Origin of the sequence: Aeromonas sp. QDB31, from assembly GCF_027707605.1 — a bacterium.
GTDB classification, from domain to species: Bacteria; Pseudomonadota; Gammaproteobacteria; order Enterobacterales; family Aeromonadaceae; genus Aeromonas; species Aeromonas media.
This window is the reverse complement of sequence record NZ_JAPCIX010000013.1, coordinates 1-23,237: the sequence shown is the minus strand read 5'-3', so window position 1 is coordinate 23,237 and position 23,237 is coordinate 1. Positions and strand designations below refer to the sequence as shown.

The window sequence follows — 23,237 nt, the reverse complement described above, 5'->3', positions numbered from 1 at the left end:
GTCCAATCCCGACAGCCCGAGGAGCCCCCATGTCCGAGCACCCGTCCGAACACCATCAGCTGCATTTCAACGGCCAACTCATCGAGACCGATGCCAAGGGCTATCTGCGCCACAGCGAAGAGTGGAGCGAGGCGCTGGCACTGGTGCTGGCCGAGCAGGAGGGCATAGTGCTGGAGGAGCCGCACTGGGAAGTGGTGCGCTTCGTGCGGGCCTTTTATCTGGAGTTCAACACCTCCCCCGCCATCCGTGCCCTGGTCAAGGCGATGGAGAAACAGTACGGCCCGGAGAAGGGCAACAGCCGCTACCTCTACAAGCTGTTCCCCGAGGGACCCGCCAAGCAGGCCACCAAGATTGCCGGCCTGCCCAAGCCGGTGAAGTGCATCTAAAAACCAGACTGGCTTCTCCCTGAGAGACCATCAACAGGTTCAAAAAAAATACCGCGCGAGGCGCGGTATTTTTGTGTTCGGCGTTCGTCAAACCTGCATCAGGGGTTGTAGGCCACCACGGAGCCGCTCAGCCCTGTCATCTGGCTTATCCTGCTCTGCATGCCCTGCAGCTTGGCCTTGGAGACATCCGGCCCGATAAAGACCCGGTTGATCTGCCCCTGCACCGGCGTTCTCGGCGAGGTCTGGGCCGAGTAGCCGGCCGCCCTCAGCTTGCCCACCAGGGCATTGACGCTGTCAGCATTCTTGAAGGCGCCGAGCTGCAGGATCCAGCTGCCCTGAGCAGGGGCTGCCGCTGCGGGTGCCGGCGTGGCCGCCTGGGTCATCATCTTGCTCGCGATGAGATCGTCCATGGACTTGATCTGGCCCGCCTGCGGCTTGCTCTCCACCGGCTTCTTCACCTCGACAGGCTTGGGCGGCACCGGCTTGGGCTTGGGTTGCTCCACCGGTTTCTTGGCCACTACCTCGGGCTTGGGCACGGGTTTGGGCTCAGGCTTGGCCGCAGTCTGGGTCGCTGGCTGTGCCTGGGCAGCAGCAGAGGCCTGATTGGCAGCCAGAGTCACCGTATCCCCGATCTCTTCCACCTGCCATTGGGTGGCGGCAGAGGCCTGCTGCTGGCTCGCCAGATGATCGGCCGGCAGGGTACTGGCGGCAGAGACCTGCAAGGCGGGCTTGGCGGGCTCGAGCTCAGGGCGCAGCGGGATCTTGGCAAACGCCTCCTCCTTCTGCTCCAGCTTGTTGCCGTCCATCAGGTCCGGCAGAAAGATGACAACCAGGGCGACCAGGATGACGGTCCCCACCAATCTATTTTGAAACTTCGAAGCCAAGTTAATTTCCACCCATGTTGCTTAGAACCTGCTGCTTTTTATGGACAACGATGATGGCCGGATTCATCAGGCCGGCTGCCCGGCCAGCACATCGGCGACAGTGTAAAACGAACCAAAGACGATGACCATATCATCAGGACTCGATGCGGCCAGGGCGGCACCATAAGCCGCGCTCACGCCGTCAAAGGTCGCCGCCGGGCCCTGCCCGTCCCCGAGAGCGGCGGCAAGCTGCTCTGCAGTGGCGGCGCGCGGACCGGTGAGACTTGCCAGAAACCACTGGTCGATGAGGCCATCGAGCTCGGCGAGCGACCCCGCCATGTCCTTGTCTTTCAGCATGCCGACCACGGCGCGGCGCTTGCCTGTGCCGGGGATCTGGCGCAGCTGGCTCGCCAGATAAGCCGCCGAATGGGGATTGTGGGCCACATCGACGATGACCAGCGGCTCGCTTTGCAGCCGCTGCATCCGCCCCGCCAGCCGGGCATTGGCCAGCCCTTCACGGATGGCGGACTCCGCCAATGGCAGGCCGAGTGACTCCAGCGCCGCCAGCACTGTCACCGCGTTCATCAGCGGCAGGGCCGGTTTGGGCAGCCCCAGCCAGTGATTCAGGCCGTGGTAATCCCAACCGGTAGAGTGCTCATCGCCGTGGAAGTCGCGGCCGACCTGACGAAGGCAGGCACCGAGGCGCTGCGCCTCTGAGGCGATGGTCGCAGGGGGATTGGGCTCGCCGCTGATGGCGGGTTTGCCTGGGCGGTAGACACCCGCTTTTTCCACCGCCACCGCTTCCCGGGTATCCCCGAGCCAGTCGCAGTGATCGAGCGCAATGGAGGTGATCATGGCCACATCGGACTCCACCACATTGGTGGCGTCGAGCCGGCCGCCCAGCCCCACTTCCAGCAGCAGCACATCGGGCGCGGCGCGGCAGAAGAGCCACAGGCCCGCCAGGGTGGCAAACTCGAAGAAGGTGAGAGCAATCTCGCCGCGAGCGGCTTCCACCTCGGCAAAGGCGGCGCAGTGCTCGCTGTCACAGAGCTCGGCACCGTCGATACGCACCCGCTCGGTAAAGCGCAGCAGGTGCGGCGAGGAGTAGACCCCTACCTTGTAACCGGCGGCCATCAGTATGCTGGCGGCCATGGCGCAGGAGGAACCCTTGCCGTTGGTGCCCGCCACAGTAATCACCTTGAACGGCAACTGGGTGAGACCCATGCGCCGGGCAACGGCGCCGACCCGCTCCAGCCCCATGTCGATATTGACCGGGTGGATCTGTTCCAAATAAGAAAGCCAGTCGACCAGCGACCGGCTTTGAGATTGTTGCATGTGCGAACTCATGTTCAGTCTTCGATGACCTGAGTGTTCATCAGCTTGGCCAGCAGGCCGGCCAGACGGTTACGCATTTCGCGCCTGTCGATGATGAGATCGATGGCGCCCTTCTCCAGCAGGAACTCGGAGCGCTGGAAGCCTTCCGGCAGCTTCTCGCGCACTGTCTGCTCGATGACGCGGGGACCGGCGAAGCCGATCAGCGCCTTGGGCTCGCCCACGTTGATGTCACCCAGCATGGCCAGACTGGCGGAGACGCCCCCCATGGTAGGGTCGGTCAGCACTGAGATGAAGGGCAGGCCCGCCTTGGTGAGGCGATCGAGCGCCGCACTGGTCTTGGCCATCTGCATCAGGGAGAAGAGCGCTTCCTGCATCCGCGCCCCACCTGAGGTGGAGAAGCAGACCAGACCGCGGCCTTCCTTGATGCACTCCTCGACGGCGCGCACGAAGCGGGCACCGACCACGGAGGACATGGAGCCACCGATGAAGGAGAACTCGAATGAACAGGCGACGACCGGCACCCCCTTGAGGGTCCCCTTCATCACCACCAGCGCATCTTTTTCTCCCGTCTCTTTCTGAGCGGCAGACAAACGATCCTTGTAGCGCTTGGAATCCTTGAATTTCAAGATGTCCTGCGGCTCCAGCTCGGCACCGATCTCGGTGCGGCCCTGCTCGTCGAGGAAGCTCTCGAGGCGGGCGCGGGCGCTGATCCGCATATGATGATCACACTTGGGGCACACTTCGAGATTGCGCTCCAGTTCTGCCCGGTAGAGCACCTGTTCGCAAGCGGTACACTTGGTCCACACCCCTTCCGGAATGTTGTGACGACGCGGTGTAGTGATCTTGCTCTTGGGAAGGATCTTCTCAAGCCAGCTCATGGAATTCCTTAATGCTTTTGTGCCTGACAAAACGCATCGGGCCTTGATTGTTCAATGACTTACGGCTCGATGGCAATAAATGACGGATCATTAAACCACAAATTTTCGGGCCCAGTTACTAAAAACTGGTCGTACCCGGTGCCGAGTCCGGCAGCCACAGCGGGCCGAGCGGCAACTGCGGCAGGGCAAACTCTGCCGGGTAGTCCACGTCCACCAGATAAAGCCCCCCCGCCTTGGCGGTCGGCCCCGCCAGGTTGCGATCCCTGGCCGCCAGCACCTCGGCTATCCACTCCACGGGTTTGAGTCCCTGCCCCACCAGCAGCAGGGAGCCGGTGATGTTGCGCACCATGTGGTGCAGGAAGGCGTTGGCCTTGATATCGAGCACTATGTAGGGGCCGGAACGGCTGACGCACAGGTGGGTCACGTTGCGCCAGGGCGTGTTGGACTGGCAGGCGATGGCGCGGAAGGTACTGAAGTCATGCTCCCCGAGCAGGCTCTGGCCCGCCTGGTGCATCAGGTCGGCGTCTATGGTCTCGTGATAGTGGCTGACGCCGCTGCCGAGGATGGCCGGGCGGAAGTTATGGTTGTAGATGACATAACGATAGCGACGGGCGGTGGCGCTGAAGCGGGCGTGGAAGCTCTCGTCCACCTCCTTGACCCAGCGCACGGCGATGTCCGACGGCAGGTTGGAGTTGAGCCCCAGGGTCCAGGCGCCCTCGGCGCGGTTCGCCTCGGTATCGAAATGGATCACCTGGCCGGTGGCGTGCACCCCGGCATCGGTACGACCGGCGCACTGGATGGAAACAGGGTGATTGGCGATGCGGCTGAGGGCTTTTTCCAGTTCGGCCTGCACGCTGATCACTTCGCGCTGACGCTGCCAGCCGAAATACCGGCTGCCGTCGTATTCAATACCTAGGGCAATTCGCATGGATGAATCTTGTCTTGTGGGGAAAGGATGAAAGAAACGGGCCGGATTATACGCCCTTGGGCCCAAAAGTCCCAGACCGGGCAGGCATCCCGTGCCGGCGGCCAACATGAAAGAGGGCAGCCCGCGGGCTGCCCTCTGTGTTGATCACTGGCAAAGGGGATCACCCCAGGCGCCTGAGGAGCTTCTCGGCTTCGCTGCGCTGATGCTCGCTGCCCTGGGCCGCCGCCTCTTGCAGCAGCTCGCGGGCGCTCTCCTTGTCGTCGATCTCGAGGTAGGCGCGGGCCAGATCCAGCTTTGCCCCCACGCCGCCGTCATCGGCATCCACATCGAACCCGGTGGATTCCGGCAACACCTCGGGGAAGCCATCCAGCCCCACGTCCAGGGAGAAGCCCTGGTAGGGCTCCTGCTCCGAGCTGCTGGCGTTGGCCTCGGCCAGCAGCTTGTCTATCTCCACGTAGTCGTTCGCCTGCGCCTGCTCACGAGGCTTCAGATCGCCCTGATGGGGCTCCACCTCGGTGAAGGCATCCTCGAAGTCCGCCAGGGCCAGCTCGTTGGGATCCCAGGCCGGCGCCGCCGGCTTGGTGGGCTCCAGCCCGAGTTCGGCCAGCATGTCATCGATATCATCCTTGCCATAGGCGTTGTCGCCTCGGGCAGCGGTGTCGGTGGCAGGCTCCTGGAAGCCGGTCTCGAGATCGCTGAGATCAAAGTTGGCGAGTTCCGTATCCCGCTGGCTTCGGCTCTGCTCCTGTGCCTGGCTCAGGTCGGCCTCGAGATCGGCGTCCAGCTCGGCAAACAGGGCCGCTTGCAGCTCCTCCTCGCTCATGATCTCGTCGCTGGCCCGGGCTCTGGCATCGGACTCGCCGGAGAGATCGAGCTCAGGGGCCGAGGGCAGATCGAAGTCTCCGTCGAGAGCCAGATCGAGCTCGGGCACCAGATCCGGATCCCGGTTGGCCGTCGTCACCGCAGGCTCCACATCGAAGGCGGACAGGGCCACCTCGTCATCGCTGAAGATGACGTCAGTGGAGGCATTTGCCCCCTCCTGGCTGCCATTGCCAGCCGGCCCATTGAGATCCGCCATGGGGTGCATGGGTTCGTCATCGGCGATGCCGACCGTCATCAACTGGTCAAACTCGCTGCTCTCCTCCCCCATCACCATGGAGGTGGACTCGGACAGGCTCTTTTCCTGCTCTTCCAGTTCGCGGCGGGCGCGGGCACGCAGCCAGAGCGTCACCAGCGCCAACACCAGCAGCACGGGCAGCAGGATGATCATGGCGAGGTTCAGCGGCGAGGCGAGCAGCTCCATCACCCAGTTCTGCTTGGGTTCGGGGGCCACCACGGGCGGTACCGGCTTGGCCTTGAGCTCCGCCACCTCTTTTTGCAGTGCGGTCTGATCCTGCAACTGGGCCTTGAGGGTCTCCACCTCTTCGGTCAGGGCTTGCAGGCGCAGCTTGAGCCTGTGGTTCATCTCGGTGACCTGACCGAGCTGGGCGTTGGCATCTTCCAGCGCCAGCGCCATCTCGGTGGAGGGTTTGCCCAGCACGGTCGCGGCGCTGACCGGCAAGGGGGCCGGGGCAGCGGTCGGCGCGGCGGTACTCGCCACCGGGACTGCTGCCTTGGCGATCGCCGTCACCTCGGTCGCCGCCTGGGGCGTGCTCACCTTGGGGGCGGCCGTCGGAAGGGGGGCCGCCTTGGCCACGGCCTTGACCGGCACGCTGGCTGCCGGCTTGGTCGCCACCGGATGGGTCTGCTTCTCTGCCAGGTATTTGGGGCTCAGCCCCTTCCAGCTGGCGTTGTCGCTGTTGAAGCGGCGGCGGGCCTCGGCGTCCGTGATGCGGCCCGCCTCGGCGGCGCTTGGCAGCAGAATGCGAGATCCCACCAGGATGTGGTTGATGTTGCCGTCGGCAAAACTGCGGGGATTCTTGTCATAGATCGCCACCATGGTCTGGTAGACGGTCACCCGGTTGGAGGGGCGATGCTTGCTCGCCAGGCTCCAGAGGGTATCGGTGGAACGAACAGGGCCATAGCTGCCCGCCGCCGCGCTGGGCGCCTGACGCACTATGGGCTGAGCCCTGGCAGCAGGCTGGGCCGGCGCCACGGGCTGGGCCTGAGGTTGAACGACAGGAGGCGCGGCACCGTCCGGGCCCTTGAGCTCGACAAAGAAAGGCTCTCGCCCCGCCTCATCGGCATGAGCCGTGCCCAGAAGACCCAATGCGAGTAGCGTTGCCAGCGTTATGCGGGAATGTCCCATATTCGTTCCTTCGTATGATGGCCCTATCACATTGAAAAATCTGGATAGTTACCCCAAAACAATCGGCTCAATATAAATCAGGCGCCGGTCTCAAGCCAGCGATCCGACATATTTTGCGTCCGGCGTCTATCAGGCGCGAACCCGATCCACACCAGATGTGAGTCCCAGACGTGAACCCGAGTGTAGAAAAAAACCTAGTCCACTGATATCACGCGACATTCTTAAAACCGGAGAGTGCGCCCCCGGTCACATCCCGGAATCCTGGCTCACTTCCTCGGGCAGGGTTCCCTCCCCGCCACTGGCCGCAAAACGGCCTCAGAGGTAGTCGCGCACCAGCAGCTCGGCGATCTGCACGCTGTTGGTCGCCGCGCCCTTACGAACGTTATCGGCCACGATCCACATATTGATACCGCTCGGATGAGAAATATCCTGGCGTACCCGGCCGACCAGTACCTCGTCCTTGCCGGTGGCGTCGCGCACCGGGGTCGGGTAATCGGCATCGTCTTCGAACAGGGTGACGCCGGGGGCATTGCGCAGCAGCTCCTTGACTTGCTCGGCGTCCAGCGGCTGGTGCAGCTCGACGTGGACCGCCTCGGCGTGACCGTAGAACACCGGCACGCGCACACAGGTTGGGTTCACGGCTATGCTGGCATCCCCCAGGATCTTCTGGGTCTCCCACACCATCTTCATCTCTTCACGGGTGTAACCGTTGTCGGTGAAGCTGTCGATCTGAGGGATGAGGTTAAAGGCAATCTGCTGCGGATAGATAGTCGGCTCCACCGGACGACCGTTGAGCAGGTGGGCGGTCTGGCCGGCCAGTTCGCTCACCCCTTCCTTGCCAGAGCCGGAAACGGACTGGTAGGTCGCCACGTTGATGCGGGCTATGCCCACCTCGTCCTGCAGGGGCTTGAGGGCAACCAGCATCTGGATGGTGGAGCAGTTGGGGTTGGCGATGATGTTGCGATTGCGAAAATCCGCCAGGGCCTCCGGGTTCACTTCCGGGATCACCAGGGGAATGTCTTCGTCATAACGGAAGCAGGAGGTGTTGTCGATGACGATGCAGCCCTGATCGGCGGCGATGGGCGCCCACTTGGCCGAGACCTCGGCGCCGGCGGAGAAGAGCGCGATCTGCACCTGGCTCCAGTCAAACTCCTCGACATCCTTGATCTCGATGTTCTTACCGCCAAAGCGCACGGTATCGCCGGCGCTGCGGCTGGAGGCCAGCGGATAGAGGGTGGCGACCGGGAAACCGCGCTCCTCCAGGATCTCGATCATGGCCTGACCCACGGCGCCGCTCGCGCCCAGTACAGCTACGTTGAATTGTTGACTCACTGATGTTCTCTCCTGTGATATTGCCCGCCGATGAGGCCGAGCGAGTCGGCATCAGGGGTGGCAAGCGTGATCTGTCTGATGGTCGGCTGGCAGGGTGCCGGGCCGAGACGGAGGGCCCCGATCCAATGATCGGAGCCCCCGCATGAATTCCGGTTTATTTTTGCGAGATGGCAAAACCCAGTCGGGCCAGCCTGTCGCAGGCGAAGGGGCCATTCAGGTGCAAGGAGGAGAGCTCGCGCCGCTCCGGGTAGTCCTTGCGCTGCCCATCGAAGCTGCCGGGCAACCCGATCCGGTTGCGAAAACGGGCATCGTCCCGACGCACGTCATAGATCAGATGCACCAGCTGCTTGATCAACCCCTGATCGGCGGGCTGACCCGGCGTCAGCTCGCGCACCTCGGGGGCGGGCAGCAGAGATTGCAGATCCTGGCGCGCCGTGCGCCCCAGCTGCTGGCAGAGCGCCTGATAGAGCATCCAGGTGCCGCGAGCCTTGCCCTCCAGGCTGTAGCCGGCGATGTGCGGGGTCGCGAGTTCGGTATGGGGCACCAGGGCGGCGAGCGGCTCGGGCTCCCCTTCCCACACATCCATCACCAGCTTGAGCGGTGCCTGGCTCTGCTGGCGGGCGAGCAGGGCCTGGTTGTCCCACACCTCGCCTCGGGAGGCATTGATGAGGATCTGCCCGGCCGGACGGGCGGCTATCTCCCGCTGCCCCAGCAGGTGGAAGGTGGCATCCGGCCCCTCCCGGGTCAGGGGCACATGGAAGCTGACGATGTCGGCCGAGAGCGCCGCACGGTAGTCGACGAAGCCGGCGGCGCCCTCCTGCCGTGCCCGCGGCGGATCGCAGCGCAGCACCCGCATGCCGAGCGCCTCTGCCTTGCCCGCCACGCACTCCCCTGTGTTGCCCGCGCCGATGACGGCGAGGCTCATCTGATCGAGGCTGAGCTCATGGCGCTCCGCCAGCACCAGCAGTGCCGAGAGCACATAGTCGCCCACCGAATACTTGTTGCAGCCGGGGGCACTGAAGAAGGGGATGCCCCGCTCGGCCAGGAGAGCGGTGTCGATGTGATCCGTGCCTATGGTGGCGGTGCCGACGAAGCCGAGCCGCGGACAGCTGGCGAGCAGCCCGGCATCGACCCGGGTCACCGAGCGCACCAGCAGCACGTCGGCATCCTGCAGATCCGCCGCCCCTATCTGCCGCCCGGGCAGGGGCACGACTTCGCCAAATTCGGCAAACAGCTCGCAGGCATGGGGCATATTTTCATCAACGACGATCTTCATCCGTTCTCTTCTCATCCACAACCGGCCACAGGCGCGCCATTCTAGCCCAAACGCATCGAATTTTCAGAGGCTTGTTCTCGGGTTGTCATGGACAAAGAGTGTGCCGCTCTCTTGGAGCCACAGGAAGCCAGAGTATCGAAGCGGGCTCCCGGGCATCCATGGATGAGGCGCGGCACTCATATGTAACAACATGTTGCCCTCGCCTTCCCTGACTTGACCAGGGGGGCCATGCTGGCACAATGACGCCTCTTTATCATCCGCCCCTGTCATGCGCACCTGTGATGAGCCCTCCCATGCCGACTCATGCCTCTTCGTTGCCACGCCGCCTGGTGCTTGGTTTCAACGCCATACTGCTGCTGCCGCTGCTGCTGCTCGTCTGCCTGCCCTGGCAGCCCTTCATGACGAGTGCCCTGCAATCGGACTGGCTCTGGTGGCCCTACGCCCTCACCCGCATGGTGGACCTGCCCGGCCTTGCCATCACCATCGCCGCCCTGCTGCTGCTGACCCGACACAAGCTGACGCTCGGCCACACCGCCCTGCTGGCCCTCGCGGGCGCCCTCTTTGCCACGCTGGCGAGCGACTGGATCATCAAGAGCCTGATCAAGCAGCTGACCGAGGAGCCAAGGCCCTATCTGCTCTGGCTGGAGAGCCAGGAGCTTATCCCCGCCATCCGCCAGTTTTATGCCGGCAGCAGTGCGCTTCGCAGCGAACAGGTCCACGCCGCGACCCAGTTGCTGGCGCTACCCGCCTGGCTCGGCCACCACTGGCAGACGGAGGTGAACTACGCCTTCCCCTCCGGCCACAGCATCGCCGCCATGAGTCTGGCCCAGTTCTTCGGGCTGATCTGGCTGGCCCGGGCCCCCGCCGGGGTCTGGCTGCTGCCGCTCTGGGCCATCGGCATCGGCCTGTCGCGCACCCTGATCGGTATGCACTGGCCCCTGGACGTGCTGGCGAGCGCCCTGCTTGGCAGCCTCACCGCCCTCGTTGCCGCCCGCTGGTGGTTGCGCCATTACTGACCTCCCAAATAAAAAACGGGCACCCTGGTGCCCGTTTTTGATCGCAGGTGCTGCCCTCAGCCCTGGCTCTGCTCTCAGCTCTGGCTCTGCCAGCCCTGGGGGTACTTGTAGCCTACGAAGCGTTTGGCGGCATAGGCCTTGAATTCGGGGGAGTTGTAGGCCGCCGCTACATCCTTGGCGAACGGCTTGTCCGCATCGGCCCCTTTGACCACCACCCAGTTGATGAAGTCATAGCTGCGTTCCAGGAAAAGACCCGTGCTGAACGGGATCCCGCTCGAGGCGGCGAAGTTGCCGTTGATGACGGAGAAGTCCACATCTTCCCGCGAGCGGGGCAGTTGCGCCGCCTCCAGCAACACCAGCTTGATGTCGTGGGGGTTCTTCACCACATCGAATTCACTCGCCTTGAGGGGGTTGATCCCCTCTTTGAGGGTCAGCCAGCCCAGGTCCTGCAGCATCAGCAGGGCCCGCGCCTGGTTGGTGGGGTCGTTGGGAATGGCGACGGTGCTCCCCTCTTTCAGGGCCTTGAGATCCCCCAGCTTGCCGGCGTAGAGCCCCATGGGGCCGGTCGGCACCTGGGTGATGGGGGCCAGGGAGAGGCCCCTGTCTTTGGAGAAGCTCTCCAGATAGGGTTTGTGCTGGAAGCAGTTGACGTCCAGCGACCCGTCCGCCAGGGCGATGTTGGGGGTCACGTAGTCGGTGAACTCCACCAGTTTGACCTTGTAGCCCTTGGCTTCGAGCTGCGGCTTGATGGAGTCGGTTACCATGTCGGCGAAGTCCCCGACCGTGGTGCCTATCACTATCTCTTTCTTCGCCTCATCGATGGCAAAGGCGGACAGCGGCAAGCTGCTGGCGAGCAGGGCAAGGGCGGAGAGAGTGAAGAAGGAACGGCGCTGCATAGAAACTCCCTGTCGAGGTGATCATCAAAATGGTGGGGCTGCGGGTGTCATCATGAAGGCCGACACCACAACCATCTAGCCATCCAAACGGCTATCTAGAGACACCATAACAGAGCTTTTTCCCTTCGCCAAGCAACAAAACCGGGCAAGCTTGGCCAAAGAGAGGCAAAGCCCATCCGGCCCCTGGATGAGAAATCTTTGACAGAGCACGCAGTTATGCTGCTTGCACTCTCCCCGCTTGACGCAAAACCGGCTTATTGTGGTCATTCGATACCCATCATCACGGGATCCGATAAGGGTGCCGAGAGCCTGCTCAGCCCACAGACAGAACAAGGAGTAGCCGTGTTCGATCATGTTGAAATCAAGGTGGTGCGCGTCGACGACTGCCGACGCTTCTATGCAACCGTGCTGGCGCCCCTCTTGATAGCACTCAAATGGGCAGACAAAGACGCCGCAGGTTTCGGCCGCGTTGGTCACGACAAGGTGGGCTTCCTGATAGAGCGGGGTGAACAGGGTGCCCCCTGCCATCTCGCCTTCGCGGCAAGCAGCGCGGCGCAGGTGGATGAGTTTCATCAGGCTGGCGTCAGGGCCGGCTTTGTCTGCAACGGGCAGCCGGGGCTGCGCCCCCACTATGCCCCCAATTACTACGCCGCCTTCCTGCGCGATCCGGACGGCAACAACATAGAGGCCCTGGCCTACCTTGACCCCCCTGGCATGGCGAGCGCGTGAAGGGCGCCGTGCAGCTTGTCAGCAGGAGCCCGGCATCTTTGAGCTCTGGGCCGGGAAGCTCGCCACAAACAAAGGAGAAAATCATGCTTGAAAGCCGCAACACCGGCCTGCTGGTGGTCGATATCCAGGGCAAGCTGGCCCGCCTGGTGGAGGGGAGTGAGTCGCTCATCGCCAACACGGCCCGGCTGGTGGAGGGGGCCAAGGCGCTGGGGCTGCCGGTTGTCTGGCTGGAGCAGAACCCGGACAAGCTCGGCACCACAGTGCCCGAGTTGCAGCCGCTGCAGGCGGGCACCCTTGTGCTGGCCAAATACAGCTTCGGCGCCTTGGGGGAGCCGACGGTCGCCGATGCCCTGGCCGGAACCGGGGTCAGCCACTGGCTGGTGTGCGGCATTGAGGCCCATATCTGCGTCTACCAGAGCGTGCTGGGGCTCTTGGCGAGCGGCGCCCGGGTCTCTCTGGTGGTGGATGCGGTGTCATCCCGCACTGTCACCAACCGGAAGCTCGCCATCGGTCAGCTGGCGACCAGGGGCGCGGCCCTCACCTCGGTGGAGATGTGCCTCTACCAGCTGATGGGGGATTGCCGCCATCCGGCGTTTCGCCAGATCCTCTCCCTGGTGAAGTGACCGTCATGATGGACAATATGGCGCCCTTTATGTTTGGTCTGTACGCCCTCCAGATCGCACTTGCCGTGACCATACTCGGCATCGTGGTGACGCGCCGCTACCTGGGTTGGCTCTGTATGGGCGCAGTTCTCTTCTATGCGATCTGGTGGCTGCTGCTCGGCTATCCCCCATTCGTACCCCTGGATTGGTCAGACTACTCAAACTAGCTCCCTTCCCCCAGCCGCTCCTGCAGATAGCGATAACCCCCCACGCCGTTTGGCACGAAGCTCAGCCGGTGGGTGAGGCCGGGGGGCGCATCCTCGGGGTGATGGGAGACGAACAGCAACTGGGTACCTTCCCCTATGAGACGCACCACCATCTCCCGCACCAGGTGGCGGTTCAAGGGATCCAGCCCCTGCAGGGGCTCGTCCAGGATGAGCAACGGCGGATGCTTGACCAGGGCCCGGGCGATGAGCACCAGGCGCTGCTGACCAAAAGAGAGGGCGTGAAAGGGCTGCGCTCCCTGCTCCTTTAGCCCCAGCAGGAGCAGCCACTGGTCGGCGAGCGCCAGCTGGCGATCCCCCGGGTGGGTATAGAGGCCGATGGAGTCATAAAAGCCGGAGAGGACCACCGCCTGCACCGAGCAATTGACGCGATAGTCCAGATGCAGGGCCGGGCTCACCAGGCCGATGTGGCGCTTGATCTCCCAGATGCTCTCGCCACTGCCCCGGCGCACTCCGAACAGGCGCAGTTCATTGCTGTACCCCTGCGGATGATCCCCTGTGATGAGGGCGAGCAGGGTCGACTTGCCGGCACCGTTTGGCCCCACCAGTTGCCAGTGCTCTCCCTCCTCTATGGTCCAGTCGAGCCCGTCGATGATGACCTGCTCCCCGTAGGCGACGCGCAAGGCGCACATCTGTACCCGAGGGCCGGCGGGCAGGGGCGTGGGCGCCACGAGCGGAGGGGGCAGCTGCGGGCTCTGCCCCTCGGCGCGCGCCAGCTGGGCCACCTCCCGGCTGCCGAGCACGGCATCGCGCTCCCCCGCCAGCAGCAGGCGGCGTTCGCCGAGCAGGCCGAGGTGAGTGGCAAAGGAGGGGATCTCGTCGAAGCGGTTGACGATCACCACCAACCGCTGTCCCTCCCCGACCAGCTCTGCCAGCAGCCCCATCAGCTCCTGGCGAGAGCTCTGATCCAGCCCATCGAAGGGCTCATCCAGCACCAGAAGCTCGGGTCGCCCCAGCAGGGCGCGGGCCAGCAGCAACTTGCGCCCCTCCCCGCTCGAAAGATAGCGATAGGGGCGCTCCCACAGGGACTCAATGCCGAAGCGCGCCAGCAGCGAGCGGGCTTGCACCTCCTCTCCCCCCGTCTCCAGCATCAGGGTCGACACCCGATAGCCCGCTTCCTCCTCTTCCCCCAGCATGTCGGTGTTGCGCCGCTGCCAGTCCAGCTCCCCCAACTGCTGCTGCGACTCGAAGGAGAGGCGCACGGCCCTCACCCGGCCAGTCACCTCCCCTGCACGGACGGCCAGCTCGCCGCACAGGGCAGAGGCCAGCGCCGTCTTGCCGCTGCCATTGCTGCCGACGAAGGCCCAGCAGTCCTGCGGGGTGAGACAAAGTTCTGGAATAACCAGAGTGTGGTGGCCACGAAGGGCCAGGGCGGCGGATTGCCACTGCAATGAGGTCATGGGGTCGTCCTGTGATTCGTGCGGAGCACCTTGCTCCCTCTCCCTTGTACCAGAAAACGGCGCTATCAAAAAAACGGCGCCCTTGCGGCGCCGTGTCATTGAAAAGCAGGGGGAGGGCTTAGCCGGCCTTGTGTTGTTCGGCCAGATAGAGCCAGGTGTCGACCACGGTATCCGGGTTCAGCGACACAGAGTCGATCCCCTGCTCGACCAGCCAGGCGGCGAAGTCCGGGTGATCGGACGGCCCCTGACCGCAGATACCCACATACTTGCCCGCCTTGCGTGCGGCCTGGATGGCCATGGCAAGCAGCGCCTTGACCGCCTCGTTGCGCTCGTCGAACAGGTGGGCGATGAGGCCCGAATCCCGATCCAGCCCCAGGGTCAACTGGGTCATGTCGTTAGAACCGATGGAGAAGCCGTCGAAGTGCTCGAGGAACTTGTCCGCCAGCAGGGCATTGGAGGGCAGTTCGCACATCATGATGACTTTCAGGCCCCGCTCGCCGCGGCGCAGGCCGTTCTCGGCCAGGATCTCCACCACCTGCTCAGCCTCACCGACGGTGCGTACGAAGGGGATCATCACCTCGACGTTGGTCAGGCCCATGACGTCGCGCACCCGTTTCATCGCCTCGCATTCGAGGGCGAAGCAGGGACGGAAGCTGTCGGCGATGTAGCGGGACGCGCCACGGAAGCCGATCATGGGGTTCTCTTCGTGGGGCTCGTAGCCGCGGCCCCCCACCAGGTTGGCGTATTCGTTGGACTTGAAGTCCGACATCCGCACGATGACCCGCTCCGGCCAGAAGGCGGCGGCCAGGGTGGCAATGCCTTCACTCAGCTTGGCCACATAGTATTCACGGGGGCTGTCATAACCCGCGATCATCTTGGTGATGGTGGCCTTGAGCTCGGGGGTCTGCTGGTCGAATTCCAGCAGGGCCTTGGGGTGCACCCCTATCATGCGGTTGATGATGAACTCGAGCCGCGCCAGCCCCACACCGGCATTGGGCAACTGGGCAAAATCAAATGCCCTGTCCGGATTGCCGACGTTCATCATGATCTTGATGGGCAAGGGCGGCATATTGCCCACTTCGGTCACCGCTACGTCGAAGTCGAGCTCGCCGTCGTAGATGAAGCCGGTGTCCCCTTCCGCGCAAGAAACCGTGATGAGCTGACCTGCCTCGATGCGGTCGGTGGCATCGCCACAGCCGACCACGGCCGGGATGCCCAGCTCACGGGCGATGATGGCGGCGTGGCAGGTACGCCCACCCCGATTGGTGACGATGGCGGAGGCCCGTTTCATGATGGGCTCCCAGTCCGGGTCGGTCATGTCGGTGACCAAGACATCGCCGGGCTGTACCTCGTCCATCTGGCTGATGGAGCTGATGACCCGCGCCGGGCCCGACCCAATCTTGTGGCCGATGGCGCGCCCCTCGATCAACACCTTGCCAGATTGCTTCAGGGCAAAGCGTTCGAGCGTGTTCGCCTCCTGGCGGCTGCGTACGGTCTCCGGGCGCGCCTGGACGATGTAGAGCTGACCGTCCTGACCATCCTTGGCCCACTCGATATCCATCGGGCGGCCGTAGTGCTGTTCGATGATGAGGGCTTGCTTGGCCAGCGCCATCACCTCCTCGTCCGTGATGCAGAAGCGGTTGCGCTCGGCCTCCACGGTATCGACGATCTTCACCTGACGGCCGTGACCGGCGTCCTCGGAATAGGTCATCTTGATGAGCTTGGAGCCCAGCGTCTTGCGCACCACCGCGGGGCGACCAGCCTTGAGGGTCGGCTTGTGCACATAGAACTCGTCCGGGTTGACGGCCCCCTGCACCACCATCTCCCCCAGGCCCTGGGCACCGGTGATGAAGACCACGTCGTTGAAGCCGGACTCGGTATCCAGAGTGAACATGACGCCGGAAGCGGCGAGATCAGAGCGCACCATGCGCTGCACCCCGGCGGAGAGCGCCACGCCCTTGTGATCGTACCCCTGATGCACCCGGTAGGAGATGGCGCGATCATTGAACAGGGAGGCAAACACATGCTTGATGGCGGTCATGACGGCATCGATGCCGCGCACGTTGAGGAAGGTCTCCTGCTGACCGGCGAAGGAGGCATCCGGCATGTCCTCGGCGGTGGCGGAGGAGCGTACCGCAAAGGAGGCCTCAAGCCCGGCGCTCAGCTTGTCGTAGGCGGCACGCACGGCCTGTTCCAGCGCGGGCTGGAAGGGGGCATCCACCACCCAGTCACGGATCTGCTGGCCGGCCTTGTTGAGGGCGGCGATGTCGTCCACGTCCAGGCTGTCGAGCAGGTCGTGGATCTTGCCGTTGAGGCCGCTTAACTCCAGAAACTCGTTAAACGCAAAGGCGGTGGTCGCAAAGCCGCCCGGTACGGACACGCCGGCACCGGAGAGGTTGCTGATCATCTCGCCAAGGGATGCATTCTTGCCGCCGACGCGCTCTACGTCCTGCATACCGAGCTGTTCGTACCAAAGTACGTACTGTTGCATTTGCATGTCTCCAGGTTGGTGGGCCAGGGTGTCAACGCACCTGCTGTGCCAAGTCGTGTGTTTTTGTTAGTGTCTGTTGCTAACGACCATGAAAACGTTTTCTACTTATTATCAAAAAAATCCCCGAGCAAGAGTTGGGGATGGCCGTTTGACACAGGCATTCTACAATACCGACACAAAAAGGTAACGACTCAGGTTTGCAAGCGAGTTCACAACTTGGGAATGGCAGACCTGTTGACAAAAGAGATATGGTTTCGAGAGATACTTAATGCTCGCAACCCCCCAGGAGCACACCACAGGAGTCCGCTGTGCACACCGTATTCTATGTATCCGATGGCACCGCCATCACCGCCGAGGTGTTCGGCCATGCCGTGTTGAGCCAGTTTCCGCTGATCTTCGAACAGGTCACCATTCCCTTCGTGGAGACCCTGGAAAAGGCGCGACAGGTGCGGGCTCGCATCGATGAGCAGTTTCGCCAGACCGGGGTGCGCCCCATTCTGTTTCACACCATAGTCGACCCCCTGGTAAGGGAAGAGGTACTCAAGGCCCAGACCAGCAGTCACGATTTTCTCAATACCTTCGTGAGTCCCCTCGAGCAGGAGCTCGGGATCAAGGCCGAGCCCAGGCTGCACCGCACCCATGGTATGGAGAACCGCAAGCTCTACGACGATCGCATCGAGGCGGTGAACTTTGCATTGAGCAACGATGATGGCATCACCACCAAGGAGTATGACGAGGCGGACATCATCCTCATCGGGGTCTCCCGCTGCGGCAAGACGCCGACCAGCCTCTATCTGGCGCTGCAGTTTGGCATTCGCGCCGCCAACTACCCTTTCATCGAGCAGGACATGGGTTCGCTGGTACTGCCAACCCCCCTCAAGGCCAACCGCCACAAACTGTTCGGCCTCACCATCGCTCCCCAGCGACTGCACGAGATCCGCAATCAGCGCCGTGCCAACAGTCGCTACTCCTCTCTTGAGCAGTGCGAACAGGAGCTGGCGAGTGTGGAGCGGCTGTTTCGCCAGGAGGCGATCCGCTTCCTCGACACCAGCTCCCACTCGGTGGAAGAGATCAGCGCCAAGATCCTGGAAGCAACCGGCCTTCGTCGCCAGCTCTGCTAGATAACATAAAAAAGGCAGGATAAACCCGCACAACGACAGCCCAGTGGCAAGATAACGAAACAGAAAGACAGGGAGAAATGACGCCAGCGGGTCCGCCGGCGTCATGAGGCTCAGGGGCGAGGGCGGGAAGCTGGCTTGTTGAGCTCCCGATTGTTCATCAACATGCCATGAAAGCGCAGCAAACCATGGCGTTTGCGTACCCGTTCGCTCAACCAGCAGGCGGGAAGCAGGCCCAGCACGGCGGCGAGCGTCAGCACAATGGCAATGTTGTTCACCAGATAATCCGCCCCCTGCCATCCCCAGACCATGAGACAAGCCGCCGCCATGGTCAGCAACATGGGGGATAGCCAGACTCCCAGCCAGAGCGCTGCGAGCAGCAAGCCACCGACAATACCTTCGATCATATGAGTCCTTCCTTGAAAAACGGCTACTAGCACATCAAATCACCGCCAGGTCAATAGCACCAAGACCAACTGAACACAAAACCAGCAATCACTTCTAAAACCCCTTTCCAGATCATGAAAAACCTGAACATTGCCCACAAAGCAAACCAATGATGAGGAAAACAGGTGCACAAACGGTCGATTATCACTATTCTGCTCGGGTTGGTAGCCGCTACAAAAACAGTGCGCGGCAAACCGTAACGATATTAATACGGATTTCGTCACGTTTTCGGCACAAGATGCCGCGTCGGGCACAGGAGGTGCCATGGCAGACGGGGCGCGAGACGAGTGAATTCAGCGACGTAAGGAAGGAAGAATGGATCTTCAACAAGACGGCGAAGAGCTGAAGCGCGGCCTGAAAAACCGCCACATCCAGCTCATCGCACTGGGCGGTGCCATCGGTACCGGCCTGTTCCTCGGCATTGCCGACACCATCAAGATGGCAGGCCCCTCGGTGCTGCTTGGCTATGCCATCGGCGGCTTCATCGCCTTCCTCATCATGCGCCAGCTCGGCGAGATGGTGGTGGAAGAGCCGGTGGCCGGTTCATTTAGCCACTTCGCCTACAAGTATTGGGGTGACTTCGCTGGCTTCGCCTCCGGCTGGAACTACTGGGTGCTCTATGTGCTGGTGAGCATGGCGGAGCTGACAGCGGTCGGCATCTACGTGCAGTACTGGTGGCCCGAGATCCCGACCTGGATGTCGGCGGCCTTCTTCTTCGTGCTGATCAACGCCATCAACCTCTCCAACGTCAAGGCGTTCGGCGAGATGGAGTTCTGGTTTGCCATCATCAAGGTCGTGGCCATCCTCGGCATGATAGGCTTCGGCGGTTACCTGCTGTTCTCCGGCACCGGCGGTCCCGAGGCCACGGTCAGCAACCTGTGGGCTCAGGGAGGCTTCTTCCCCAACGGCGTGGGCGGCCTGGTAATGGCCATGGCCTTCATCATGTTCTCCTTCGGCGGTCTGGAGCTGGTCGGCATCACGGCGGCGGAAGCGGATAATCCCGAGAAGAGCATTCCCAAGGCCACCAATCAGGTGATCTACCGCATCCTGATCTTCTACATTGGCGCCCTGACCGTGCTGCTCTCCCTCTACCCCTGGGGCAAGGTGGTCGAAGGCGGTAGTCCGTTCGTGATGATCTTCCATGCCCTGGACAGCAACCTGGTGGCCAACGTGCTGAACCTGGTGGTGCTGACTGCCGCGCTCTCCGTCTACAACAGCTGTGTCTACTGCAACAGCCGCATGCTGTTTGGCCTGGCCAAGCAGGGCAACGGCCCCAAGGCACTGCTCAAGACCAACAAGAGCGGTGTTCCCCTGACCGCCATCACCATCTCGGCAGCAGCCACCTTGCTGTGCGTGCTGATAAACTACCTGATCCCGGGCAAGGCTTTCGGCCTATTAATGTCGCTGGTGGTCTCCGCCCTGGTCATCAACTGGGCCATGATCAGCCTCGCCCACCTCAAGTTCCGCAAGGTCAAGGCTGCCGAAGGGGTGACTACCAAGTTCAAGGCACTGTGGAGCCCGTTTGGCAACTATCTCTGCCTCGCCTTCATGGCCGCCATTCTGGTGATCATGTACATGAACGATGGCACCCGCATCTCGGTCGAGCTGATCCCGGCCTGGGTACTGGTGCTGGGCCTGGGCTATCTGTTCAAGCAGAAGCGCCAGGAACGGATAGCCACCAATCTGGGCTAAGTCTCTCCGCTTCTCTTACGAAAATGCCGGTCACTGACCGGCATTTTTTTATGTGCTCCATCCCCCCCGGCAGTAGTGAAGCGGTCCATCACTCCCCTGCCTCTGGCATGCACAGATGAGGGATGCCACCGGGCATTGCCATTTAACTTCCATGAGCAGGGACTCCATAACGACAAACCCGAGACAGGAGGCTCGGGTTTGGGGAGATCAGGATTAGTTTTGCAGTCCATCATTCCAGCAGGAAGACGGCTTCCACGTTGTCCGTGATGCTGATCTGCTGCTGCTGGTAGCTATTCTCCGCCATGTCGGCGGCGGGTGCCGCGGCAGCCTTCATGGCACGGCTATATATCGGCATGGGAGAGCTGTTGCGGTACTCCACGCTGTACACCTTGCCAAGTTTCATGCCAAAGGCCTTGGCCAGAGATTCTGCCTTGCTGGTAGCGTCTGCCACCGCACCAAGACGCGCCTGCTCCTTGATGACCTGAGGCGACTTGAGGCCGTACTCAATCTGGGAGACAGATTCCAGGCCTGCCTTGAGGGCGGTGTCCATCAACTGGCTCAGCTTGTCGAGCTGGTAGAGTTTGACGGCCAACTGGCGCTGGGCTCGGTAACCCACCATCTCGGGCTGCTTGTTCTGCGGGTACTGGTATTCGGGGGAGATCACCAGATTGCCGGCCTCCACATCGCTGCGCTTGATGCCGAGGTTCTCCAGTTGACCAAAGAATGCGGCTACCTTGGTATCGACCTGCTGCTTGGCCTTGATGCCCTGTTTTTCCAGCGCAGTGACGGCAACATTGAGCGTCAGCATATCGGGCTCGGCCTTCTGCTCCGCATAGCCACTGACTACCAGATGAGGGGCTTCGGGGACCTCGATAGCAAGCAGCGGAGCACTGATAACGAGCGCAGACAGGGTAAGAAGGGGACGCCACATAGAAAAAACCTCCGTCGATTAGATAGAGGCCATTATGCACGTCGTCGATTGGGATTCATATATCGTGCAATGGGGGGATCTGATCCAGCACCTGATTGGTCATGTCAATGTTGATGCTGATCTCGCCTGCCAGCGGGCTACCATGGCTCGCAAGCACGGGGGCTGGCCCCTGGGCACCCAGCAGCGAGTCTTCTTCGAAATGAAAGGAGTCCCACGACAGAACATGACCCTGGGATGGCAATACCGGGTCTGATGCCGTGACAACCGCCAGCGAGCTCCAGTCAAAGTCATCCCCATGACCAAGCAGATCCTGCAAGGAACTGTCGCTCAGACTCTGCAGTGAATACTCCTGTTGCCCCAGCTCGTGGCCAACCAGCACCACCATGTGGGGCAAGGGTGCGTCCTCTGCTGGCGTGAAGCTGATGCTCGATGCAGCGAAATCCACATTGAGCGCTCCCGCGACCTCACCATCCTCGCTCTCCAGATCCAGGGCGTTTATCTTGTTCCCCGTCATCGTGGCCTGATAGCCAAACCGGCCCGAACAGACGATGTTGTCCTGTCCGTCCCAGCTGTAGCGAATACCATCGATGTCGACCCAGTTGAATGGTTCCATATTTCCCTCACATCTTCGATCCTGCCTATCTTAACGCCCTTCATTCACAAGCAACAGAGGGCAGGCAAGCCTGCCCTCCATCTGCGTCATCAGGGGTGCGGATCTATCTTGAGGTTACCATCGTTAAGCAATTGCTCGATGATGGCCTGGTTTGTGGTGATGGTGCCACCATGGGTCAGATCCGGCCCCCCCTGGAACATAACCGTCAATTGCCCACCACCCGCAGTGCTGCCATTGGTATCGATAGTCAACTTGTTATTGACCGTATCAAACGTCAGATAGCTGTTGAGGGTACTGGCTAACTCACTATTGCTGGCACTGCCCGGCACATTGTCCAGTAATTGCGACAGATCCAGCACATCACCATTACTGCCCGAACCCAAGGTGAAGTCGGTTATCTTGTCCACACTGCCATCGGCCTCCCCTGCTAGCCACTTGAAGGTATCCTTGCCATCTCCTCCTGTCAGGATATCGTTGCCCAACCCGCCAATCAGTAAATTATCTGCTCCGTTGCCGATCAGAGTATCACTGCCAGATCCACCAATCGCACCTTCGATGGAGCTATAGGTATCTCCTTCTGCATCGCCCCCAGAACCGGTACCAGTAAGCAAATTGATGGTATGCGCAGCGCCGTCGTCGCTGTAATCCACCAAGTCATGTCCCCCACTACCGGAGATCACATCATCTTGTGAGCTGCCCGCGAGAACATCATCACCGCCAGTGCCTGTCAGGGTATAACTCCCATCCCCCGATACGACGCCAATGTGGAGAGTCGAAGTGGCCGTTGTATCACCGTCTCCATCCGTTCCTTGAATGCCAAAAGACAGATCCTGATCAGCAGGCAAAATCCGTGTCGAGACAATTGCTTCCGTAAAACGCACACCTTGTCCTGATCCACTGATACCTGTAATAGTTACTACGTTGAAGCTGATAGAAGGATCAATCACTGTACTCGTACCACTCACCACCATGGTGCCCGTTTGGGTATATAGGGGGTCGGACGGATCCAGCAGGGTGTTTACAGCAGTCCACTGTATGGTCAAAGAACCATTGATACTGTTATTGGTCAGCGTCAATTTATCGATCAACTTGGGATCGGATGTAGAAGGGTTGTCACCAGCCGCCCCCACATTATGAAACTCCATGGTGACACTCTCACCATTGCCCAGGAACTGGTTGTCGACACCAAAACCCTGGGTAGAAGAGTTCACACCATTACTGGTACCCGTAAACTCTATCCGCCCATCCGCCGTTTGTACCCATGGCTGCGGCCCTCCTGCCGTGAGATTCAACAACGAGAACGTCTCGTCACGGGCGACCTCCGAGTTGATCAGATTGAACTGATAATGCCCGTCAGCAAACACGGTCAAGGAGAACAAGCCACTCCCACTGGCGCTTGCCAACAAGGTGGTACTCAGCAAACTGCCATCCAGATTGTATGCACTGGATGAGCTATAACTCACACCAGTTATGGCTGGCCCAGTGATGTTGAAGGCAGACAGGCCATCGGCTCCCGGCTCTACATCAAAGAACCCCTTGAGGGATGTCAGTGGTTCATTTGCCATGAAACCTGACATAAAGCTGCCCAGCGTCGGCACGTCGTCCACGATGCGCACAATTAACTGGTCGCTGGCACTGGTGCCGCCCACCCCGTTCACCCCGATGGTGATGCTGTCGTCAAACCCGGTGCCCGTTGCACCCGCCTTGCTGTCGTTGTCGATGGTACCGCTCAGGGTGTAGCTGTAACTCACCGTCCCGCCACTGGCCGTCCC

The 23,237-nt window shown here is 61.7% G+C and carries 21 protein-coding genes; 7 read left to right on the top strand and 14 right to left on the bottom strand.

The window, feature by feature from the left end:
* Positions 1-29: 29 nt before the first annotated feature.
* Complete coding sequence (locus PG898_RS13835) at positions 30-386, top strand: TusE/DsrC/DsvC family sulfur relay protein (protein WP_043132186.1); 357 nt, start codon at positions 30-32, stop codon at positions 384-386.
* A 98-nt stretch (positions 387-484) separates the two neighbouring features.
* On the opposite strand, the gene dedD is transcribed toward PG898_RS13835, so the two are convergent.
* The 7 genes from dedD to PG898_RS13800 all read right to left on the bottom strand — a co-directional run bounded on the left by dedD (position 485) and on the right by PG898_RS13800 (position 9,246).
* Positions 485-1,270, bottom strand: coding sequence for a cell division protein DedD (dedD, locus tag PG898_RS13830; protein WP_270824438.1), 786 nt, complete (start codon positions 1,268-1,270; stop codon positions 485-487).
* A gap of 66 nt (positions 1,271-1,336) precedes the next feature.
* Positions 1,337-2,596 carry a bifunctional tetrahydrofolate synthase/dihydrofolate synthase gene (folC, locus tag PG898_RS13825; protein WP_270824439.1) on the bottom strand — a complete coding sequence of 420 codons (1,260 nt, stop codon included), beginning with the start codon at positions 2,594-2,596 and terminating at the stop codon, positions 1,337-1,339.
* Between the two features lie 2 nt (positions 2,597-2,598).
* A complete protein-coding gene (gene accD, locus PG898_RS13820; RefSeq protein ID WP_270824440.1) occupies positions 2,599-3,462 on the bottom strand; it encodes an acetyl-CoA carboxylase, carboxyltransferase subunit beta in 864 nt (287 codons plus the stop codon).
* Positions 3,463-3,580: 118 nt separating this feature from the next.
* Positions 3,581-4,390, bottom strand: coding sequence for a tRNA pseudouridine(38-40) synthase TruA (gene truA, locus PG898_RS13815; RefSeq protein WP_043132191.1), 810 nt, complete (start codon positions 4,388-4,390; stop codon positions 3,581-3,583).
* Between the two features lie 160 nt (positions 4,391-4,550).
* Entirely contained in the window at positions 4,551-6,638 is a 2,088-nt protein-coding gene (locus PG898_RS13810; protein WP_270824441.1) for a FimV/HubP family polar landmark protein, read from the bottom strand.
* A 315-nt stretch (positions 6,639-6,953) separates the two neighbouring features.
* Complete coding sequence (locus tag PG898_RS13805; protein WP_182788534.1) at positions 6,954-7,970, bottom strand: aspartate-semialdehyde dehydrogenase; 1,017 nt, start codon at positions 7,968-7,970, stop codon at positions 6,954-6,956.
* Positions 7,971-8,124: 154 nt separating this feature from the next.
* Positions 8,125-9,246, bottom strand: coding sequence for a 4-phosphoerythronate dehydrogenase (locus PG898_RS13800; RefSeq protein ID WP_043132195.1), 1,122 nt, complete (start codon positions 9,244-9,246; stop codon positions 8,125-8,127).
* Between the two features lie 293 nt (positions 9,247-9,539).
* On the opposite strand from PG898_RS13800, the gene PG898_RS13795 reads away from it, so the two are divergent.
* Positions 9,540-10,262, top strand: a complete 723-nt coding sequence (locus PG898_RS13795; RefSeq protein WP_043132197.1) for a phosphatase PAP2 family protein — start codon at positions 9,540-9,542, stop codon at positions 10,260-10,262.
* A 74-nt stretch (positions 10,263-10,336) separates the two neighbouring features.
* Here the strand turns inward: PG898_RS13795 and PG898_RS13790 are convergent, their stop codons facing one another.
* Positions 10,337-11,158, bottom strand: a complete 822-nt coding sequence (locus PG898_RS13790; protein ID WP_182310105.1) for a MetQ/NlpA family ABC transporter substrate-binding protein — start codon at positions 11,156-11,158, stop codon at positions 10,337-10,339.
* 342 nt (positions 11,159-11,500) lie between these two features.
* Here PG898_RS13790 and PG898_RS13785 point away from each other — a divergent pair, with 342 nt between their 5' ends.
* The 3 genes from PG898_RS13785 to PG898_RS13775 all read left to right on the top strand — a co-directional run bounded on the left by PG898_RS13785 (position 11,501) and on the right by PG898_RS13775 (position 12,716).
* The gene (locus PG898_RS13785; RefSeq protein WP_043129389.1) at positions 11,501-11,887 is read left to right on the top strand and encodes a VOC family protein; all 387 of its coding nucleotides are present in this window, start codon (positions 11,501-11,503) and stop codon (positions 11,885-11,887) included.
* A gap of 83 nt (positions 11,888-11,970) precedes the next feature.
* Positions 11,971-12,510 carry an isochorismatase family protein gene (locus tag PG898_RS13780; RefSeq protein ID WP_043129390.1) on the top strand — a complete coding sequence of 180 codons (540 nt, stop codon included), beginning with the start codon at positions 11,971-11,973 and terminating at the stop codon, positions 12,508-12,510.
* Between the two features lie 5 nt (positions 12,511-12,515).
* Positions 12,516-12,716 carry a hypothetical protein gene (locus PG898_RS13775; RefSeq protein WP_232092373.1) on the top strand — a complete coding sequence of 67 codons (201 nt, stop codon included), beginning with the start codon at positions 12,516-12,518 and terminating at the stop codon, positions 12,714-12,716.
* Here PG898_RS13775 and modF read toward each other — a convergent pair.
* Both modF and ppsA read right to left on the bottom strand, forming a co-directional pair.
* Complete coding sequence (gene modF / locus PG898_RS13770) at positions 12,713-14,173, bottom strand: molybdate ABC transporter ATP-binding protein ModF (RefSeq protein WP_043129394.1); 1,461 nt, start codon at positions 14,171-14,173, stop codon at positions 12,713-12,715. The genes PG898_RS13775 and modF overlap by 4 nt on opposite strands.
* A gap of 118 nt (positions 14,174-14,291) precedes the next feature.
* Entirely contained in the window at positions 14,292-16,664 is a 2,373-nt protein-coding gene (gene ppsA / locus PG898_RS13765; protein ID WP_182788525.1) for a phosphoenolpyruvate synthase, read from the bottom strand.
* 308 nt (positions 16,665-16,972) lie between these two features.
* On the opposite strand from ppsA, the gene ppsR reads away from it, so the two are divergent.
* Entirely contained in the window at positions 16,973-17,785 is an 813-nt protein-coding gene (gene ppsR / locus PG898_RS13760) for a posphoenolpyruvate synthetase regulatory kinase/phosphorylase PpsR (protein ID WP_043129397.1), read from the top strand.
* Between the two features lie 110 nt (positions 17,786-17,895).
* Here ppsR and PG898_RS13755 read toward each other — a convergent pair whose 3' ends face one another.
* Entirely contained in the window at positions 17,896-18,189 is a 294-nt protein-coding gene (locus tag PG898_RS13755; protein ID WP_081934412.1) for a hypothetical protein, read from the bottom strand.
* Positions 18,190-18,544: 355 nt separating this feature from the next.
* On the opposite strand from PG898_RS13755, the gene PG898_RS13750 reads away from it, so the two are divergent.
* Positions 18,545-19,921 carry an amino acid permease gene (locus PG898_RS13750; protein WP_005332864.1) on the top strand — a complete coding sequence of 459 codons (1,377 nt, stop codon included), beginning with the start codon at positions 18,545-18,547 and terminating at the stop codon, positions 19,919-19,921.
* A 229-nt stretch (positions 19,922-20,150) separates the two neighbouring features.
* Here the strand turns inward: PG898_RS13750 and PG898_RS13745 are convergent, their stop codons facing one another.
* The 3 genes from PG898_RS13745 to PG898_RS13735 all read right to left on the bottom strand — a co-directional run.
* Positions 20,151-20,852, bottom strand: a complete 702-nt coding sequence (locus PG898_RS13745; RefSeq protein ID WP_005332865.1) for an SIMPL domain-containing protein — start codon at positions 20,850-20,852, stop codon at positions 20,151-20,153.
* A gap of 55 nt (positions 20,853-20,907) precedes the next feature.
* Positions 20,908-21,465, bottom strand: coding sequence for a hypothetical protein (locus PG898_RS13740; protein WP_005332866.1), 558 nt, complete (start codon positions 21,463-21,465; stop codon positions 20,908-20,910).
* Positions 21,466-21,554: 89 nt separating this feature from the next.
* Positions 21,555-23,237: type I secretion C-terminal target domain-containing protein (locus PG898_RS13735; RefSeq protein WP_270824442.1), on the bottom strand; the 1,683-nt coding region annotated here is incomplete at its 5' end.